The organism is Microbacterium daqui, from assembly GCF_050408675.1.
Lineage (GTDB): Bacteria > Actinomycetota > Actinomycetes > Actinomycetales > Microbacteriaceae > Microbacterium.
The window spans coordinates 1-18,625 of sequence record NZ_JBNTKF010000018.1; the positions used below are offsets into that span (position 1 = coordinate 1).

Genomic DNA, 18,625 nt, shown 5'->3' on the forward strand with positions numbered 1-18,625 from the left:
TAGGGTGGAGCACGTCGAGGTCTTTCGGGATGGTGAGCGTGAAGAACTTCCATCCTCCGGGAGACCTCGACCCCTACCCAGCCAGCGACGCGCTCAACCCACTACACCCTCGTTCGTGAAGAGCCTCTTTGACCGCCGCGACATCAGCGACCGCATCGAGTCCGCCAACCCGTGGCTCCTGTCGGCTCCGGCCGCCGAACTCGGCCCCGACGGGGACTCGATCCCGGAGAACGTTGACCAGTTCGTGGTTCCGGAGTGCACCATTTGCGGCGGTATCTTGCGCCCCGATGTGGTCTTCTTCGGCGAGTTCATTCCGCGTGAACGTTTCAGCTCTGCCGAGGGCATGGTCGCCGCCGCCGACGCGATCGTCGTCGCTGGCACGTCACTCACGGTCAACACCCCGATTCGACTACTCGACCGCGCACGCCGTCGAAACCTGCCGATCGTCATCATCAACCGCGGCCCCACGAAGTGGGACACCCAGGCCGCGGTGAAGATTGACGACGGAACCAGTGCCACGTTGCGGGCGCTGGCTGACGCTATGGAGATTGCATGATTGTCACGCTGATTCGCCACGGACAGACCGATTGGAATCTGGCCGGACGCATTCAGGGCTCGACGGACATTCCGTTGAACGACACCGGGCGTGAGCAGGCTCGCGAAGCCGCTCGGGCGCTCGACGGATCAGCGGCGACCGTGATGTATTCGAGCGACTTAAGCCGTGCGAACGAGACGGCGCGCATCATCGCAGACGCACACGGCTGGAATCACCCGCACGTTATCCCGCCGCTCCGCGAGCGATTCTACGGCGAGGCCGAGGGCATTCTGACGTCGGAGTTTCTGGACCGGTTCGGGCCGTGGCCAACGGCCGAGGTTCCGGGCGCTGAGTCCAAGGCCGATATTCGCGTACGGATCGTTACCGCGCTGCGTGAAGTGGTGGCGCACGCTCGTGCGAATGGCATTTCGGCTGATACGCGTCTCGTGGCGGTGAGCCACGGTGCGATGATCGCCGAGCTGCTGCGCGCGCTCACCGATGGCAAGCACCCGGCGCCGGGCGTCGGTATTGCTAATGGTGCCGCGCACGACTTCCACGTCACCGATGACGACATTCGTTGGCTGGCACCCGTAGGCGCCGAATAGCGTGCCTCCGCTAGCGTTCAGCGCGTTCGAGCACGCGGCGTGCGTGGCGCAACATGACTTCGTCGATCATCGCGCCTTCGAACTGAAACGCACCCCGCGCGCCATCGGCGGCGGCGAGGAGCGCCGTCGCGTGCCCGATCTGGTCATCGCTCGGCCGGTACGCGGCGTGAATGACCTCAACCTGGCCTGGGTGAATGCACGCCGTCGCGGTAAACCCGCTCGCCACCGCGTCTTCGCACTCGGCCGCGAGCCCCTCGTGGTCGGCGATAGCCATGTACACGGCGTCAATCGCGGCCTTGCCGTGGGCTCCGGCTGCGAGCAGAACTGTTGATCGCGACGTGCGCACCACATCGCGGTACGTTCCGTCACCACGGCGACTGCTGGTTCCGCCCAGCGAAGCGATGAGGTCTTCGGCACCCCACATCAGCCCGATCACCTGAGGGTGTGCGGCGATCGCGGCGGAGTTCACAACACCGGCCGCAGTCTCGCAGAGTGCGACGACGCTGAGGTGCGACGGAACCATGGCAACGTCGTCGACGGACTCCGCTTTAGCGAGCATGACGGTCGTGATCGACGTCGACGCCAGCGCCGCAAGATCAAGGGCGAAGTCAGGAGTGCTTGCGGGGTTCACGCGCACCATGACGCGCGTCGCGTCGAGATCTGCCGCCTGCAGTGCCGCGCGGGCGCTCGCCTTCGCATCGGGTGTGACCGCGTCTTCCAGGTCGATGATGACGGTGTCGGCCGCGGCGACGGCCTTGGCGTACCGTTCGGGGCGATCAGCCGGGCAGAACAGCAGTGCGGGGCCGAGCGTGAACGTCATGCTTTCACCTGCATGAGCGCCACCCGTGTTGCCAGCGCCACAATGGTTCCGTCTTGGTTGCGGCCCGTGTGCTTCAGCGTCACGATGCCCTCCCCGGGCCTCGACTTCGACAGACGCTTATCGACGACGACGGTTTCGCATGTGAGGGTGTCGCCGGCGAACAGCGGATGCGGAAACGAAATGTCGCTCAGCCCGAGCTGCGCCACGAGCGTGCCCTGCGTGAGCTGCGTGACCGAGAGGCCGACGAGTGTGGAGAGCGTCCACATCGAGTTCATCAGGCGCCGACCGAACGGCTGCGTGATGGCGTAGGCCTCGTCGAGGTGAAGGGCCTGCGCGTTCATCGTGAGCGTCGTGAACAGCACGTTGTCGGCCTCGGTGGCGGTGCGACCCGGGGTGTGCCGATAGACCGCATCGGTCTCAAACTCATCGAAATAGAGTCCGCGCTGCACAATTTCGCGTGGGGTGTCGGTCATGCGATCACGCTACCCCGAGCGCACGCGCGATGACGAGCAACTGCACCTCGGTCGTGCCCTCACCGATTTCGAGAATCTTCGAGTCGCGGTAGTGACGCGCGACGGGATACTCGTTCATGAAGCCGTTGCCGCCGAAGATCTGGGTGGCGTCGCGGGCGTTGTCCATCGCGGCTTCACTCGAGACGAGCTTGGCGTGCGCGGCCTCGACGGCAAACTCTTCGCCGGCGTCACGCAACCGCGCGGCGTGATGCCACGCGAGGCGCGACATATGTACGCGCGACTCCATGCGCGCGAGTGTGAACTGTGCGTTCTGGCGCGTCGACAGTGGCGTACCAAACACGTTGCGCTTCTTCGCGTAGTCGACTGCGGCCTCGAGGCACGCTTCGGCAGCACCGGTAGCGAGGGCGGCGATGGCAATGCGCCCCTCATCGAGAATCTTGAGGAAGTTCGAGAAGCCTCGACCACGCTCACCGATCAGGTTCTCGGCGGGCACGCGGGCGTCTGTGAACGTCAGTGGGTGCGTGTCAGAGGCGTGCCAACCGACCTTGTCGTACGCCGGTTCAACCGTGAAGCCGGGTGTACCGTTTGGCACCAGGATCGTGGAGATCTCTTTCTTGCCGTCCCGCTCGCCGGTCACCGCGGTAACGGTCACAAAACGGGTGATGTCGGTTCCGGAGTTCGTAATGAACTGCTTGGAACCATTGATCACCCATTCGTCGCCGTCAAGCCGTGCGGTGGTGCGGGTGGCTCCGGCGTCAGACCCAGCCTCTGGTTCCGTCAACCCGAAACCGGCGAGAGCGGTACCCGAAAGGAGGTCGGGAAGGTAGCGCCGCTTCTGCTCTTCGGTGCCGAAAAGGAAGATGGGCATGGCACCGAGGCTGACGCCCGCTTCGAGGGTGATCGCGATCGACTGGTCGACGCGGCCGAGCGCTTCGATCGCGAGACCGAGGGCCATGTAGTCGCCGCCCTGACCGCCGTACTCTTCGGGGAAGGGAAGGCCGAACAGACCCATCTCCCCCATTTGCGCGACAACGTCGAGGTTGAGGGTGTGGGTGCGGTCAGCTTCGTAGGCCTGCGGTGCGACGACCTGCTCGGCAAAGTCGCGGACGAGACCGGCAAACTCGCGCTCGTCTGGGGTGAGATCACGCATCAGTTGTCTCCTGATTCAGTCATGGTGATGTGCGCGAGGGGTTGGTCGCGGCGAACGTGTTCGCCAACAGTGACGTCGATCGTGACGGTGCCTGCGGCGGTGGCGACGACGGGGTGTTCCATCTTCATCGCCTCGATCGTGATGAGGCGGTCGCCCACAGCAACGGTGTCGCCCGTGGCGACGTGTACGGCGACGACATTGCCGGGCATGGGCGCGCGCGCCTGCGGGTCAGACGGGTGCTCGGCTTCTTCGAGCGTTGCGAGATGGCGTTCCAAGACGTCGCGTCGTGTGAGGGGCTCAAGGCGGCGGGTATGGCCTGCGGCATGGATCCACAGCGCGCCATCAGCGTCGACCGCGGCGCTCGCGGCAGGTGCTGGTGCCTCTCCCGTGCTCGTGAGGAGTTCGCCGTCGTCGAGGAAGTGCTGCACAGTGGCAATTGCCTGGCCACCCGCACGCCAACCGTCACGCTGGTGCCAGACGCCAGCGCCAGGTGTGGTTTGCGTTTGTGCGGCCGCTGCGGCGACGAGAGCGGGTGCGGTTGGCGTGCGCTCAGGAGTACCCAGGCGGTCGAGGAGCTCGGTATCGAACATGGCCTCGCGAACTTCGTCGCGTCGCAACAGCCCGGTGAGAAACTCAATGTTCGTTTCAACACCGAGCACGACGGTTTCTTCGAGGGCGGTGGTGAGCGTGGCGAGTGCTTCGTCGCGAGTGCGGCCGTAGGCGATGACCTTCGCGATCATCGGGTCGTAGTCGCTCGAAATCTCGGAGCCTGTCTCAATGGCGCTGTCGTTGCGTACCCGAGCCGACGGCGTGAAGCGCAGAATGGTTCCGGTTGCCGGCAAGAATCCGCGCTCGGGCGACTCGGCGTACACGCGCGCTTCCATCGCATGGCCGGCGAGCGTGATGTCTTGCTGTGCAAACCCGAGCGGCTCCCCCGCGGCGATATTCAGTTGTTCACGCACCAGGTCGATGCCCGTCACGAGCTCGGTCACGGGGTGTTCGACCTGCAGTCGGGTGTTCATCTCGATGAAGAAGAACTCAGACACATCATCGCCGGACGCGAGAAACTCGACCGTTCCGGCGCCGCGGTAGTTGACGCTTTGCGCAGCGGCGACGGCGGCCTGGCCGAGGCGTTCCCGGGTCTCCGCGGTGATGACGGCAGACGGTGCCTCTTCGATGACCTTTTGGTGACGGCGCTGGAGGGTGCACTCGCGCTCGCCGAGGTGCACGACGTTGCCGTGACTGTCGCCCAGCACCTGCACCTCGATGTGGCGCGGACGCACGACAAGGCGTTCGATGAGCATCGAATCGTCGCCGAACGACGCGCTCGCGATGCGTCGGGCGGTGGCGAGCGCTTCGCTCACGTCGGCGGCAGATTCAACGACCTGCATGCCCTTACCGCCGCCGCCGGCGGACGGCTTGATGAGCAGCGGAAACCCGACGTGGGCGCACTTCGCGATGATGGCGTCGTCCGTCATTCCGACGGCGCTGAAACCCGGAACCACGGGCACGTCGTGCGCGGCAACGTGCGTTTTCGCGGTGATCTTGTCGGCCATCACGGTGAGGGCCTCGACACTGGGCCCGATGAAGACGATGCCGGCGCGTTCGCATGCTTCGGCGAAGGCGACGTTCTCGGAGAGAAACCCGTAGCCGGGGTGGATGGCTTCGGCGCCCGTCTGCTGTGCGGCCGCGATTACCGCGTCGATCTTGAGGTAGCTGTCGCGCGCTGCGGCCGGGCCGATGCGTACGGCGACATCAGCTTCGCGGACGAACGGGGCGTCGGCGTCAGCGTCGCTGTAGACGGCGACCGACCGGATGCCTTCTTGACGCAGCGTGCGGAGCACACGGCGGGCGATCTCGCCGCGGTTGGCGACCAAAACGGTACGGAACATGGCGCTCACATCCGAAACAGGCCGAAGCGGGGCTCGGCGAGGGGTACACGGGAAACAATGTCGAGGGCGAGACCCAACACGCGACGTGTGTCGGTGGGCTCGATGATGCCGTCATCCCACAGCCGGGCCGTCGCATAGTACGGATTACCCTGCTCTTCGTACTGCGCAAGAATCGGTGCTTGAAACTCTGCTTCATCTGCTGCCGACCACGGGGTTCCGGCAGCCTCCAGCTGATCCCCCTTCACGGTCGACAGCACGCGTGCCGCCTGAGCACCGCCCATGACGGAGATGCGGGAGCTGGGCCACGTGAACAAGAACCGCGGGTCGTAACCGCGGCCGTTCATGGCATAGTTGCCGGCGCCGAAGGATCCGCCCACGATGATCGTGATTTTCGGTACGCGCGTCGTGGCGACAGCGGTGACCATTTTGGCGCCGTCTTTCGCGATACCGCCAGATTCGGCGTCGCGCCCGACCATGAAACCGGAGATGTTCTGCAGAAAAACCAGCGGAATCCCGCGCTGGTCACACAGCTCAACGAAGTGCGCGGCCTTTAGCGCGGACTCCCGGAACAGCACACCCTGGTTCGCGACGACGCCCACCTGGTGCCCGTGGATGTGGGCAAAGCCGGTGACGACGGTGTCGCCGTACTCACGCTTGAATTCGCGGAACTCGGAACCATCAACAAGGCGCGCAATCACCTCGCGGGGGTCGTAGGGCTGGTTGACGTCGACGGGCACGACGCCGTAGAGCTCGTCTTCGGCGACGGTGGGCTCGCGCACTTCAGCGACCGGCCACACCGGTGCAGCCGTCGGTGGCAAGGTGCTGACGATGTCGCGCACGATCTCGAGCGCGTGCTCGTCGTTCTCGGCGAGGTGGTCGACGACACCGCTCTGCTTGGCGTGTACGTCACCGCCACCCAATTCTTCGGCTGAAATGTCTTCGCCGATCGCCGCTTTCACGAGCGGTGGCCCGCCGAGGAAGATCGTGCCCTGGCGGCGAACGATCACGGTCTCATCACTCATCGCAGGCACGTATGCACCGCCCGCAGTGCTCGACCCCATGACGGCGGCGATCTGCGGGATGCCCGCAGCAGAAAGGTTGGCCTGATTGAAGAAGATGCGTCCGAAGTGCTCACGGTCGGGGAACACCTGGTCTTGGCGCGGCAAGTAGGCGCCGCCCGAGTCGACGAGGTAAATGCAGGGCAGACGGTTTTCGCGGGCAATCTCCTGCGCCCGCAAGTGCTTTTTGACCGTCATCGGGTAGTACGTGCCGCCCTTAACGGTCGCATCGTTTGCCACGATCATGACGAGCCGGTCATGCACCAATCCGATGCCGGCGACAACGCCAGCGCAGGGTGCGTCGCCGTCATACAGGCCAAAGGCTGCGAGGGCACCAATCTCGAGAAAGGGACTGCCCTCATCGAGGAGACGAGTGATGCGATCGCGCGCAAGCATTTTGCCGCGCTTGACGTGACGCTGACGCGAGGCCTCGGGTCCGCCGAGCGCTACCGTAGCGATGCGTTCGCGAAGTTCGTCTCGTAGTGCGAGTTGCGCCTGTTCATTCGTGGTGAAGGCGTCGTCTCGGTTTGCCGTGCTGGTAAGCCTGATCATGGAGTCTCCGTCGACGTCACAATCCGATCACTCCCGTTGTCTGGGATAATCTTCATTGGTTAGTGTTCACTAACTGGGATTTCAGGTTAGCGAGGATTAACTGAAATGGCAATAGAGGTCACTGATCGCGATCGAGCGAAGGCACTGCGTCGCGAGGCATTGTTGCGAGAGTCCGCCCGACTCTTTGCCACGCGCGGATTCAGCGCGGTGTCGCTCGAGGATCTGGGGGCCGCGGTGGGCGTTTCTGGCCCCGCTGTCTACCGTCACTTCAGCGGCAAACAGGCACTCCTCGGCGCCCTCCTCATCGACGTGAGCCAGCGGCTCCACGACGGTGGTTCCGCTGTTGTTGCTCGCGACACTGATCCGCGCACCAAGCTTCATGACCTCATCGTGTTTCACGTCACGTTCGCCCTCTCGGAGAGCGACGTCATTCGCGTGCAAGATCGTGATCTTTCGCAGCTCGCGACGGCAGACCATGAAAAGGTGCGTAGCCTCCAACGCGCCTACATTCAGGGCTGGATGCAGGTGCTGGGCGAGCTTCTGCCCGATCTGGATGTTGCTGAACGCCGCCTGCGCGTGCAGGCAGGGTTCGGTCTCATCAACTCCACCCCGCACAGCGTCGGATCCAGCGCTCACGCGTCGTTCACAGCGGCAACCCTCGTCGCGATGACGACAGCCGCACTTCTCGCCGAACTGAGTGATGGCGAGTACGTTGCCGCACCCGCCATCATGTAAGCGCTAGAACAGCAGCGCCCGTCCGGGGTCGTTCAGCAGATTGCCCACGTTGCGCAAGAACTCTGCGCCCTGCTGGCCATCCACCAGGCGGTGGTCAAACGACAGGCTCAGCGTCATAATGTCGCGCAGCGCAATCTCGCCCTGATACTCCCAGGGGCGGCGCTGCACGGCCCCAACGGCTAGAATCCCCGCCTCACCGGGGTTCAGAATCGGCGTTCCCGCCTCGATTCCGAACGTTCCGATGTTGCTGATGCTGAAGGTTCCGCCGCTCAACGCCGCGGGCGTCGACTTGCCCTCACGCGCCGTGGTCGTCAGTTCGCCAATCTGCGCAGCCATCCCGGCGAGTGTTAGCCGGTCAGCATCGACAATGTTCGGCACGACCAGGCCACGGGGTGTTGCGGCAGCGATGCCGAGGTTCACGTAGTGGTACTCGACGATCTCCCCCGCCGCCTCATCCCACCGAGCATTGAGCGAAGGCGTCGCGCGCAACGCGAGGCAGACGGCCTTAGCGATCACGGCCATCACGCCGATGCGACTACCCGCGAGTGCGCGATCGTCTTTCAGCCGGGCGATCAGTTCCATCGACGCTGTCACGTCAACCGTGTGGAAGCACGTGACGTGCGGCGCCGTGAACGCACTCTGCACCATCGCTGCCGCGGTGAACTTACGCACGCCCTTAATAGGGGTGCGCGTTTCACGCGCGCTGACCGACTCGATCTGCGCGACCGGGGTATCGCTCACCCGAGCGACTTCGCCGGCGATGAATGCCTCCACGTCGGCACGCGTGATGCGGCCGAACTCACCGGTGCCTGAGATGTCGGTCAGTTCAACACCATTGTCGCGCGCGAACTTACGTACCGGCGGAGTTGAGCGGGGACGTTCTGTCGTCTCGGGCGCTGCGGGTGCTGCGGGTTGCGGAACCTCGACAGCGGCGGGTGCGGAGGGTGCGGTGACGGTGTGGCCGGGCGCGGGCGCAGCGGGAGCACCGCCGCGGGCCCGACGAGCAGGCCGCCCCTTTGCTGCTGGCGCTGCACCGTAACCCACGAGGTTGGGCGGCACGACGTCGTCATCCTCAGCGTCGGCGGCCGGGGCCGACGGCGTCGGCGCGCTCTCCCCCGCCAGATTGAAGGCGAGGAGTGGCTTACCCACCTCCACGACATCACCAGCGTTCGCAAACAACTCAGCGATGGTTCCGGCATACGGCGATGGCAGCTCGACGATGGCCTTCGCGGTCTCGACTTCGGCGATCGTCTGGTTCAACGCGACCTCGTCACCAACAGCGACGTGCCACGCGACGATCTCTGCCTCCGGCAATCCTTCACCGAGGTCGGGCAACAGGAAGGACGTGCTCATAGCTCGACTCCCGTCATACTGTTCTGGCGTCCGAGTGCGCGGTCAACACCGTCGAGAATGCGATCGAGGTCAGGGATGTGCTGCTTCTCGAGCTTCGACGGCGGGTACGGGATGTCATGGCCGGTGATGCGCACCGGAGCCGTCTCAAGCCAGTCGAAGCACCGCTCGGTGATGCTGGCGATCACTTCGGCGGCGACACCGGCTTCGCGTGAGGCTTCGTGCGTCACGACAACGCGACCGGTCTTGCGCACCGACGCGTCAATCGTCTCGTAGTCGATCGGCGAGATCGAGCGCAGGTCGATGACCTCGATCGATACGCCCTCGTCGGCCGCAGCCTCAGCGGCATCGAGTGCCGTCTTGACCTGCGCGCCGTACGTCACGAGCGTGACGTCGGTACCCGCGCGCGCCACGCGGGCGATGCCCATCGGGGCAACGTCAGTGTGGTGCGTGTCAAGATTGACCTCGCCCTTGGTGTGGTAGAGCCGCTTCGGCTCGAGGAAGATGACCGGGTCGTCACATGCAATGGCCTGTTGCAACATGCTGTACGCATCTTGCGGGTTTGAGACCGCGATAACTCGCAAACCTGCGGTGTGCACGAAGTACGCTTCGGGCGACTCCGAGTGGTGTTCGGCAGCGCCGACGCCGCCGGCCCACGGAATGCGGATCGTGATGGGCATCTTCACGCGGCCGAGGGTGCGGTAGTGCAGCTTCGCGACCTGGCAGACAATCTGGTCGAATGCCGGGTATACGAAACCGTCGAACTGAATCTCCACCACCGGACGGTAGCCGCGCATCGCAAGCCCCACCGCGGTTCCGACGATTCCGGACTCAGCGAGCGGCGTGTCAATGACGCGACGCTCGCCAAACTCGCTCTGCAGGGCGTCGGTAATGCGGAAAACACCACCAAGGGCACCAATGTCTTCGCCCATCAGCACGACCTTGTCGTCGTCGGTCATCGCCTGACGGAGCGCCTGGTTGAGGGCCTTGCCCATCGTCATCGTGGTCACGATGCACCGCCTTCGAACTGCGCTAGATACGCCGCATAGGCACGACGCTCGGCCTCGATGCCGGTGTGCGGCGTGGCGTAGGCGTGGTCGAATACCTCAAGCGGTGCCCGGTTCGGCATCGTCAGCGCGGCTTCGCGCACGGCTGCGCCGACGCGGTCGGCCTCAGCGGCAATCTCGGCGGCAACATCATCGGTCAGAGCGCCAGCGGCGCGAAGGTACTTTTCGACGCGATCGAGTGGGTCGCGCTGGCGCCACGTCTCGAGCTCGGCGTCTTCGCGGTAGCGCGTGGGGTCGTCGCTCGTGGTGTGCGGTCCCATGCGGTAGGTGACCGCCTCGATAAATGCTGGTCCGTGGCCACTGCGGGCATGTTCCGTCGCCCAACGCATCGCTGCGAGGCATGCCAGCACGTCATTGCCATCGACGCGCATGCTGGGGATGCCGAATGCGGGCGCGCGGCCCGCGATCGGAAACTCGGATTGCACGCGAACAGGCTCAGAGATCGCCCACTGGTTGTTCTGGCAGACAAACACGACGGGCGCCTTAAACGACGAAGCGAAGACCATCGCCTCATTCACGTCGCCCTGGCTTGAAGCGCCATCACCAAAGTAGGTCACAGCAACATCGTCAGCGCCATCGGCCGTGATGCCCATGGCGTAGCCGACCGCGTGAAGTGTCTGCGCACCAATGATGATTTGCATCGTCGCGGTGTTGATGCGGTACGGGTCGTACGTGGAGTTCGTCTCGCCTCGCCACGTGCCGACGTAGTCGCGATCTTCGGCGCCACGCGCGTAGATCACGCCGGTCTCGCGGTAGCTCGGAAACACAAAGTCGCTGTCGCGCAGGGCGCGGGCGGTGCCGATCTGTGCTGCTTCCTGCCCCAGGCACGGCGCCCACAAACCCAACTGGCCCTGGCGTTGCAGAGAGAAGCCTTCTTTGTCTATGCGGCGCACGATCACCATGTCGCGATACAGCGCCAACACGTCGTCATTCGTCAGTGACGTGAGGTGAGCATCGAGCTCACCATTCTCAACGCGCACACCGTCAGGCGTGAGCACTTGGGATATGTCCGTGCAGGCTGTTGCCGGCTCTGCACTCGGATTCAGGGCGTACACCATTGTCTCGACCTTCCGTTCCGGAAGCCCTTGTGGGGCTCCCCTCGCGTTACCGGCAGCTCCGCCGGATGCCTCGAGCGTAGGCCGATCCAGCACCTCGCTCAAGCATTTCGACGCAACCTGAGCATGTTGCGTATGAACCTGGGCATCGATCCTGCTAATCTTTCGCAGTATGACCGCTCTTGACCGCACCGATCTCGAACTGTTGAACGCCCTCGCGGCGGATCACCGTGCGACGGTCGTCGCCCTCGCCGAACGCCTCGGACTTTCACGCAACACTGTGCAGGCCCGCATGGCTCGCTTGGAGAAGGCAGGCGTGTTCCTCTCCTTCGAGCGTTCCGTGTCGTCAGGCGCTCTAGGCTTCCCGCTGGAAGCCTTCGTCAGCGTCGGCGTGCGACAGAGTGACCTCCCCCGCATCATCGCGGAAATTTCGCGTATTCCGGAGGTTGTGCAGGCTCACGGCCTCTCCGGTCAGATCGACCTGCTGGTGCGCGTATCGTGCCGCGACGCGCGTCACCTGTTCGACACTGACGCGCGCATTCTTGCCATTGAGGGCGTCGAGCGCACCGAAACGTCGCTCGTTATGGGCGAAGTCATTCCGTTCCGTTTGGGCGGCCTGATGGAACTGGCGCGCCGCGAGGCTTAAAGCCCCGTCAGAAACTCATCGATCGCTGCGGCCGCTTGCTTCGGCGTTTCGTAGTGGATGAGGTGCCCGACGTTCGGGATCTCCACGAGCGTTGCGTTCGGAATGCGCTGTGCCAGCACGCGCTCCGCCTCGACCGGCGTGATGTCGTCTTTTTCGGCGGCGATCAACAGCGTCGGAACCGTGAGCTGCGTGGCGACTTGGCTCACGTCATGAGAAACACTCGTGACGAACGCGTCGTGCAGCACGTCGCGGTCGGCGAAGCGCGAGAAATACTGGTCGTGCTGGTCGTGCACGAACGCACGCAGCGTCTTGTCTTTCGTCTTGACCATCGTGTTACTCATGACGCGAACGATGAGTTTAGAGCGCAGGAGGGCGTCACCGATCGGCTTCGGCAGGCGCGCACCCACCCAGTAATAGAACACGGCGAGGCGGGTCATGATGCCGCGGGGCCCGGCCAGCGCGGGGGCGCCGATCGGATTCACCAGGATGAGTCGCGGGGTTTTGAGACCGCCCGCCACGGCTGCCGACGTCACGATCGAGCCGAACGAGTGTCCGAGAATGATGGCTCCGGGTGCGACGGCTGCGCCGAACTCGTTCAGCCAGTCGACGTACGCCTGCAGGTTGTGTTCGCGGCCAGGAATCGGCCCGGTCTCACCGAAGCCCGGCAGATCCGGCATGATGATGCGGTAATCGGGCAGGTAGGCGACCACTGGTTCCAATCCGTGGTGCTCACCACGAAAACCATGCACCGCGACGATCGTCGGCGCATCGTCGTCGCCGTACACCCAGTACGCAGTCTCGACACCCGCGACAACCACGGTCTCCCGGACGACGGGGATATCGGCGAGCAGCGAAGCGTAGGGAGAGTACACCCTTCGAGTCTACGAGGAGCGCGGCACTCCCCCGCGCGCCGCGACGTCAGTGTCGGCGGGTCGCCGTACGGTGGTGACATGTCAGAGAACGCCGCCATCCCCGCGATCTCGTGGGCTTCACCCATTGGCGTGTTCGACCTCGAGACAACCGGCATTGATGTCGCCACCGACCGCATCGTGACCGCACACGTCGGTGTGCTCGACGCGAACGGCGCTGTGCTTGATTCGCAAAACTGGCTGGCCGACCCGGGCATTCCGATTCCCGAGCAGGCAACCGCCGTGCACGGCATCAGCACCGAGCGTGCGCGCTTGCACGGTCACTTGGCTTCGGCCGTGGTGGCCGACGTGACTGCCGCGCTGCGATCACTGTTTGCGCAGGGCATTCCGGTGGTCGCGTTCAATGCCAACTATGACTTTTCGCTCTTGCTCGCTGAGTGCAGCCGCCACGGCATTGAGCCGATCGAAAACCCAACGCCGGTGCTCGACCCGCTCGTGATGGACAAGGCTCTCGACCGCTACCGTCGCGGCAAGCGACGCCTCACCGACGTCGCCGAACACTATGGGGTGGTGCTCGAGAATGCGCACGATGCCTCCGCCGACGCGCGTGCCGCCGGCCGCGTAGCTCAGGCGATCGCCCGCACGTACGCGCACCTCATGCCTGAGACGATGCACGAGCTCCACGACCGACAGATCGGCTGGGCGCGCTCACAGGCCGCGAGCCTCACCGACTACTTCATTCGCATCGGCCGCCTCGACGCCGACGAAGCCCTCGACGGCTCCTGGCCCGTCCGCACCGCCGTCACCGGCTAATGACAAAAGCCGGCGGGGGCAGTCGCGCTTGCGCCGTACATTCGAGTGCGCGAGGAGTGCCACGCCCAAGCCGAGGCACAGAAACGCGCCGACGCCGAACGTCATCGTGATGCTCTCGACTGTCGCACTGCCACCCGGGCCCGCATATGCGGCAATGATTGCGGCCGATATCGCGGTGCCGAACGAGCTTCCGATCGTTCGCAAAACCTGGTTGAAGCTCGCCGAACTTCCCAACTCGTCGACGGCGACGCTGCGGGAGATCAGCGCGGGCATCGCCGCGTAACTCGCACCCATACCGAGGCCAAACACAAGCATGCTGAGCAGAATCTCCCAGAGCTCGGTGTGCAGCAACCACAGCATGGTTCCGGCGACAGCCATCACGACGGCGCCGATCGGAAGGAGGGCGCTCATGCCGGTGCGGTGACCGACGGCGCGCACGATGCGGTTGGCAACGAAGCTCCCGACCGAAAGCGGAAAGATCACGAAGCCGGCCCACAACACCGGGAGCCCGAGGCCATAGCCGGTCTCAGGTGGGGCTTGCGCCACGAGGCTTCCGACCGACATGCCGATGTACAGTGCGGCCCGTCACTCAACCGGCCCAGAATCGGCGTGGCAACGGCCCCGGCCAGGAGGTTGACCGTGAGCATCCACTGTGCGGTGCTGATCTCAACATGAAACTCGCGCGAAATGGAGGGCACGAGGAGCATGCCCAGCGAACTAACGATTGCGGTCGAGAGCGCCGCAAAGACGAGCGCGGGTACAAGACGACGCTCTCCGCGCGTCACGCGCTGACCCCGACGCTCATCTTCGTCAACGCGGGGATTGCGGCCCGAAGGAGGTCGCGATCGTCGGTCGAAAGTGATGACTCAATTGCACCCAGGAGCGCCGCCCACCCCCGGGTTACTTCTTCGTTAAACCTTTCGACGCCAGCCGGAGTGATGCCAAACCATACCTTGCGGCGGTCATCTTCATCACGACGCCGCTCAATGTAGCCGAGCGATTCGAGCTCCTTCGCTGCCAACGAAATCCCCTGCTGGCTCACACCCAGCGACTCGCTGAGAATGTGCGCGCTGGCCTCACCTTCAGCAGTGAGCGTGCGCAGAATGCCGACTTTGCCCGTCGACATCGTGCGCGATTGGTGCATGAGCTACAGAAGCGGAACCAGGGCGTTAAAGAGATCCTGAGCGTCGGTTGCTGGTTCCGTCGGTGTCGCCATTCTTGAACTCTACAACCAACTTGTACAAGTTGCTTTCGCGATTGCGTTGCGCGACGGCGACCACGCATCACAACGAAACGACGAAGGGCCCCAGGTTTCCCTGGAGCCCTTCGTACGAAACGCGAAGCTTACTTGGTTGCGCCGCCGAAGCCCTTGAAGCGCTGGTTGAACTTGTCGATACGACCCGCCGAGTCCATGATGCGCTGCTTGCCCGTGTAGAACGGGTGCGAAGCGGAGGAGATTTCAACGTCGATGACCGGGTATTCCACGCCTTCGAGCTCAATCGTCTTGTCGCTCGAAACAGTGGAACGGGTAAGGAACGTTTCGCCCGAACCGAGGTCGCGGAAAACGACGGCGTTGTACTCGGGGTGGATGTCAGTCTTCATGGGGAATCCCTTGATGAGGTTTACAGAGTTTGGAAAAAAGATCGGAGGGTGCGTGGCACCAAGGATCGAGTCTATCAGATGGAGTCACACTGCACGGGCAGCGAAACGTCCTTCTTCCTTCGTGAGTCGAATCGGGAGGCCGAACGTGGCCGTCAGCGCCTCATCGGTGAGCGTCGATTCCAGCGGCCCCTGGGCTACAACACCACCGTCGCGCAACAACAAGACGTGCGTGAAGCCCACCGGAATTTCTTCCACGTGGTGCGTCACCATGACCATGGCGGGCGTTGCCGGCGACTGCGCGTAGGCCGACAGCAGCTGCAACAGACCCTCGCGAGCACCCAGGTCGAGGCTCGCCGTCGGCTCGTCAAGCAGCAGCATTTCAGGGTCAGTCATGACGGCGCGAGCAATCTGCACACGCTTCTGCTCACCGTCGCTCAGCGTGCCAAACAGGCGGTCAGCGAGGTCGTCGATGCGCCAGTCTGACAGCACGCGCTCAGCACGGCGCTCGTCGATACGCTCGTACTCCTCGTTCCAGCGGCCCAGCACCGAGTACGCGGCCGTCAGAATGACGTCGCGAACGGTCTCGTCACCAGGAATCTGCTTCGCCATCGCGCTCGACGCGATACCGATGCGCGGGCGAAGTTCAAACACGTCGGTGCGGCCGAGCTGCTCATCGAGCACGTTCACCTGACCACTCGTGGGGTGCATCATGGCCGAAGCCAGACGCAGAATCGTGGTCTTACCAGCACCGTTCGGGCCGAGCACAACCCACCGTTGGTCGTCTTCAACGCTCCAGGACAATGAGTCGACAATGTTTTTGCCGTCTCGGCGCACGCTGGTATCGGTGAATTCAAGAACCAAGGACATGCGTTCAGCCTACCGGCTCGCCGCCGCCACGCTCTCGTACAACGCGCGTGTTTGCGCGGCGATCTGCTCCCAGCTGAAGTCTTCGGTCGCGCGCTTGCGCCCGGCGGCACCGTAAGCGGCAGCCTGTTCTTCATCGGCCAGCACTTCGTCGAGCACCCGCGCCAAATCAGCAACGTACGCTTCCGGGTCAACGGGAGTACCGGTTCCGTCCGCCACCTGCTCGATCGGAACCAACCGGCCGGTGACGCCGTCAACGACGACTTCTGGGATTCCTCCGGTGGCAGTTCCCACCACGGCTGCTCCGCACGCCATGGCTTCGAGGTTCACGATGCCCAGCGGTTCGTAGATCGACGGGCATACGAAGGTGGTTGCCGACGTGAGAATGGCGGAGAGTTCGCGGCGCGGCAGCATTTCTTCAATCCATACGACGCCATCACGCGTTGCGCGGAGGTCGTCAACGAGTCCGCGCACCTCGTCCATGATTTCTGGAGTGTCTGGTGCCCCGGCGCACAGCACGATCTGCACATTTGCGGGCAGCGAGGCCACGGCGCGCAGCAGGTACGGCAATCCTTTTTGGCGCGTGATTCGCCCAACGAAGACGACGGAGGGGCGGTCAGCCGCAATGCCGAACTTCTCCAGCACAGCATCATCGTGCACGGGTTGCCACTGTTCGACGTCGATGCCGTTGTAAATGACGTGCACCTTGTCGGGATCGAGCGTCGGGTAGCTGCGCAAAATATCGGCGCGCATGCCAGCACTGACCGCGATGACAGCGGCGGCACCCTCATAGGCGGTCTTTTCGATATAGCTCGATACCGCGTATCCCCCACCGAGCTGTTCAGCCTTCCACGGACGCATTGGTTCCAAGCTGTGCGCGGTGACAACGTGTGGCACGCCGTGCAGCAGAGAAGCCACGTGTCCAGCGAAGTTGGCGTACCACGTGTGCGAATGCATGACGTCGGTTCCGGCCATGTCGGTCACCATGCTGAGGTCGACGCCCAGCGTTTGAATCGCGGCGTTGGCGTCCGCAAGCTCTGCAGGCACGACGTAACCCGTGGTTCCGTCTTCGTTCCGCGGCGTGCCAAACGCGCGCACCCGCACGTCAGTGCCGACGTCTCGAAGTGAACGGACGAGCTCCGCGGCATGAACGCCAGCCCCTCCGTAGATGGCCGGCGGGTACTCTTTCGTGACAATGTCAACGCGCATGTCTCGAACGCTAGTACATCTGCGCCTCTCCCCCTAGATTGGTTACATGCCAGCTGCACCGAAAATCCTGGGAATCGTCCTCGCTGGCGGCGAGGGCAAGCGTTTGATGCCTTTGACGGCCGACCGCGCGAAACCCGCGGTTCCGTTTGGCGGGCAGTACCGCCTCATCGATTTCGCGATTTCGAACCTCATCAACTCCGGGCTTCGCCAGATCGTGGTGCTGACGCAGTATAAATCGCACAGCCTGGACCGACACATTTCACAAACGTGGCGCATGTCGGCTCTGCTGAACTCATATGTCGCGTCGGTGCCAGCGCAGCAGCGTCTCGGCAAGCGCTGGTACATGGGCTCCGCTGACGCCATTTTGCAGAGCATGAACCTCATCAACGATGAGAAGCCCGACTACGTTGTCGTGATCGGTGCGGACCACGTGTATCGCATGGACTTCCAGCAAATGCTTGACGCGCACATCGAGTCGGGTGCGCGGGCCACCGTCGCCGGCATTCGTCAACCCATCAGTATGGCCGATCAGTTCGGTGTCATCGACATCGACCCCGAAAACCCGACGATGATTCGTGACTTCTTGGAGAAGCCGTCCGACGCGACCGGACTCCCCGACGCGCCGCACGAGGTTCTGGCGTCGATGGGCAACTACATTTTCAACACTGACGCGCTCATTGAAGCCGTGGAGGCCGACGGCGAGTTCCCCACCTCCAATCACGACATGGGAGGCGACATCGTGCCCTACTTCGTCGGACGCGGTGAAGCCGGTGTCTACGACATGGTGCGCAACGAAGTTCCGGGTTCGACGCCGCGTGATCGCTGGTACTGGCGGGACGTCGGAACCATTGATTCGTTCTACGACGCGCACATGGATCTGATTTCGACGCTCCCGGTTTTCAACCTCTACAACATGGAGTGGCCGATCTACTCGCAGGCCGTCAACTCACCACCCGCGAAGTTCGTGCGTGACGGTACCGGGCGTATGGGCAACGCCGTCGACTCCATCGTTTCCCTCGGCTCCGTCATGAGCGGCACGCACCTCGAAAGTAGCGTCGTGGGGCCGTGGACACTGGCCGACGGCGGTTCGATCATTCACTCGTCCGTTTTGTTCGACAACGTCAATATTGGCAGCAACGCGCGCGTCGAAAAGGCCATCCTCGACAAGAATGTTCGCCTGCTCCCTGGGGCCACCGTCGGTATCGATCGCGAGCGCGACATTGCCCGCGGGTTCACGGTGACACCGTCTGGCATCACCGTGGTGGGCAAGGGAACCATCGTCGAGCCGTAACGGATTCTGAGAGCGGGGCGCGTGGCGAGTATGCTCGCA

Annotated in this window: 20 protein-coding genes; 6 read left to right on the forward strand and 14 right to left on the reverse strand. The window is 63.8% G+C overall.

Translation table 11 applies throughout. The features are described from left to right. Positions 1-115 precede the first annotated feature (115 nt). Both ACQUSY_RS10455 and ACQUSY_RS10460 read left to right on the forward strand, forming a co-directional pair. Positions 116-556: a Sir2 family NAD-dependent protein deacetylase gene (locus ACQUSY_RS10455; RefSeq protein WP_428904425.1), complete on the forward strand. Its 441-nt coding sequence runs from the start codon at positions 116-118 to the stop codon at positions 554-556. Beyond that, the gene (locus tag ACQUSY_RS10460) at positions 553-1,140 is read left to right on the forward strand and encodes a histidine phosphatase family protein (RefSeq protein ID WP_428904426.1); all 588 of its coding nucleotides are present in this window, start codon (positions 553-555) and stop codon (positions 1,138-1,140) included. Before ACQUSY_RS10455 ends, ACQUSY_RS10460 begins: the two co-directional genes overlap by 4 nt. A gap of 10 nt (positions 1,141-1,150) precedes the next feature. On the opposite strand, the gene ACQUSY_RS10465 is transcribed toward ACQUSY_RS10460, so the two are convergent. Genes ACQUSY_RS10465 through ACQUSY_RS10485 form a run of 5 tightly spaced genes read right to left on the reverse strand, consistent with a single transcriptional unit; the run spans position 1,151 to position 7,085 of the window. Beyond that, positions 1,151-1,960: an HpcH/HpaI aldolase/citrate lyase family protein gene (locus ACQUSY_RS10465; RefSeq protein ID WP_428904427.1), complete on the reverse strand. Its 810-nt coding sequence runs from the start codon at positions 1,958-1,960 to the stop codon at positions 1,151-1,153. Continuing rightward, complete coding sequence (locus ACQUSY_RS10470; RefSeq protein ID WP_428904428.1) at positions 1,957-2,433, reverse strand: MaoC family dehydratase; 477 nt, start codon at positions 2,431-2,433, stop codon at positions 1,957-1,959. Before ACQUSY_RS10470 ends, ACQUSY_RS10465 begins: the two co-directional genes overlap by 4 nt. 4 nt (positions 2,434-2,437) lie before the next feature. Continuing rightward, positions 2,438-3,583: an acyl-CoA dehydrogenase family protein gene (locus tag ACQUSY_RS10475; RefSeq protein WP_428904429.1), complete on the reverse strand. Its 1,146-nt coding sequence runs from the start codon at positions 3,581-3,583 to the stop codon at positions 2,438-2,440. Then, positions 3,583-5,475 (reverse strand): acetyl/propionyl/methylcrotonyl-CoA carboxylase subunit alpha, encoded by a 1,893-nt coding sequence (locus ACQUSY_RS10480; protein WP_428904430.1) that lies wholly within the window; start codon positions 5,473-5,475, stop codon positions 3,583-3,585. Before ACQUSY_RS10480 ends, ACQUSY_RS10475 begins: the two co-directional genes overlap by 1 nt. A 5-nt stretch (positions 5,476-5,480) precedes the next feature. Then, the gene (locus tag ACQUSY_RS10485) at positions 5,481-7,085 is read right to left on the reverse strand and encodes a carboxyl transferase domain-containing protein (protein WP_428904431.1); all 1,605 of its coding nucleotides are present in this window, start codon (positions 7,083-7,085) and stop codon (positions 5,481-5,483) included. A 105-nt stretch (positions 7,086-7,190) separates the two neighbouring features. Here ACQUSY_RS10485 and ACQUSY_RS10490 point away from each other — a divergent pair, with 105 nt between their 5' ends. Beyond that, on the forward strand, positions 7,191-7,820 hold the full coding sequence (locus ACQUSY_RS10490; protein WP_428904432.1) for a TetR/AcrR family transcriptional regulator: 630 nt from the start codon (positions 7,191-7,193) through the stop codon (positions 7,818-7,820). Between the two features lie 3 nt (positions 7,821-7,823). Here ACQUSY_RS10490 and ACQUSY_RS10495 read toward each other — a convergent pair whose 3' ends face one another. The 3 genes from ACQUSY_RS10495 to pdhA are packed head-to-tail and all read right to left on the reverse strand — an operon-like array spanning position 7,824 to position 11,295. After that, positions 7,824-9,173: a dihydrolipoamide acetyltransferase family protein gene (locus ACQUSY_RS10495; RefSeq protein WP_428904433.1), complete on the reverse strand. Its 1,350-nt coding sequence runs from the start codon at positions 9,171-9,173 to the stop codon at positions 7,824-7,826. Then, complete coding sequence (locus ACQUSY_RS10500) at positions 9,170-10,180, reverse strand: alpha-ketoacid dehydrogenase subunit beta (protein ID WP_428904434.1); 1,011 nt, start codon at positions 10,178-10,180, stop codon at positions 9,170-9,172. The genes ACQUSY_RS10495 and ACQUSY_RS10500 overlap by 4 nt, the downstream gene beginning before the upstream one ends. Beyond that, on the reverse strand, positions 10,177-11,295 hold the full coding sequence (gene pdhA, locus ACQUSY_RS10505) for a pyruvate dehydrogenase (acetyl-transferring) E1 component subunit alpha (RefSeq protein ID WP_428904435.1): 1,119 nt from the start codon (positions 11,293-11,295) through the stop codon (positions 10,177-10,179). The genes ACQUSY_RS10500 and pdhA overlap by 4 nt, the downstream gene beginning before the upstream one ends. Before the next feature lie 169 nt (positions 11,296-11,464). Between pdhA and ACQUSY_RS10510 the strand changes: the two genes are divergently transcribed. Beyond that, entirely contained in the window at positions 11,465-11,938 is a 474-nt protein-coding gene (locus tag ACQUSY_RS10510; RefSeq protein ID WP_217337558.1) for an Lrp/AsnC family transcriptional regulator, read from the forward strand. Here ACQUSY_RS10510 and ACQUSY_RS10515 read toward each other — a convergent pair. Next, positions 11,935-12,810, reverse strand: a complete 876-nt coding sequence (locus tag ACQUSY_RS10515; protein ID WP_428904436.1) for an alpha/beta fold hydrolase — start codon at positions 12,808-12,810, stop codon at positions 11,935-11,937. The two genes, ACQUSY_RS10510 and ACQUSY_RS10515, sit on opposite strands and share 4 nt — an antisense overlap. A 78-nt stretch (positions 12,811-12,888) precedes the next feature. Here ACQUSY_RS10515 and ACQUSY_RS10520 point away from each other — a divergent pair, with 78 nt between their 5' ends. Then, entirely contained in the window at positions 12,889-13,620 is a 732-nt protein-coding gene (locus ACQUSY_RS10520) for a 3'-5' exonuclease (protein WP_428904437.1), read from the forward strand. Here the strand turns inward: ACQUSY_RS10520 and ACQUSY_RS10525 are convergent. The 5 genes from ACQUSY_RS10525 to glgA all read right to left on the reverse strand — a co-directional run bounded on the left by ACQUSY_RS10525 (position 13,516) and on the right by glgA (position 17,295). Further along, positions 13,516-14,166 carry an MFS transporter gene (locus tag ACQUSY_RS10525; protein ID WP_428904438.1) on the reverse strand — a complete coding sequence of 217 codons (651 nt, stop codon included), beginning with the start codon at positions 14,164-14,166 and terminating at the stop codon, positions 13,516-13,518. The two genes, ACQUSY_RS10520 and ACQUSY_RS10525, sit on opposite strands and share 105 nt — an antisense overlap. Positions 14,167-14,401: 235 nt before the next feature. After that, positions 14,402-14,764, reverse strand: a complete 363-nt coding sequence (locus ACQUSY_RS10530; protein ID WP_428904439.1) for a MarR family transcriptional regulator — start codon at positions 14,762-14,764, stop codon at positions 14,402-14,404. A gap of 200 nt (positions 14,765-14,964) precedes the next feature. Beyond that, positions 14,965-15,222, reverse strand: coding sequence for a type B 50S ribosomal protein L31 (locus ACQUSY_RS10535; RefSeq protein WP_428904440.1), 258 nt, complete (start codon positions 15,220-15,222; stop codon positions 14,965-14,967). Positions 15,223-15,306: 84 nt separating this feature from the next. Further along, complete coding sequence (locus ACQUSY_RS10540; protein WP_428904441.1) at positions 15,307-16,089, reverse strand: ABC transporter ATP-binding protein; 783 nt, start codon at positions 16,087-16,089, stop codon at positions 15,307-15,309. Positions 16,090-16,098: 9 nt separating this feature from the next. Then, the gene (glgA, locus tag ACQUSY_RS10545) at positions 16,099-17,295 is read right to left on the reverse strand and encodes a glycogen synthase (protein ID WP_428904442.1); all 1,197 of its coding nucleotides are present in this window, start codon (positions 17,293-17,295) and stop codon (positions 16,099-16,101) included. Positions 17,296-17,341: 46 nt separating this feature from the next. Here glgA and glgC point away from each other — a divergent pair, with 46 nt between their 5' ends. Next, the gene (gene glgC, locus ACQUSY_RS10550) at positions 17,342-18,586 is read left to right on the forward strand and encodes a glucose-1-phosphate adenylyltransferase (protein WP_428904443.1); all 1,245 of its coding nucleotides are present in this window, start codon (positions 17,342-17,344) and stop codon (positions 18,584-18,586) included. The last annotated feature ends 39 nt before the right edge of the window (positions 18,587-18,625 follow it).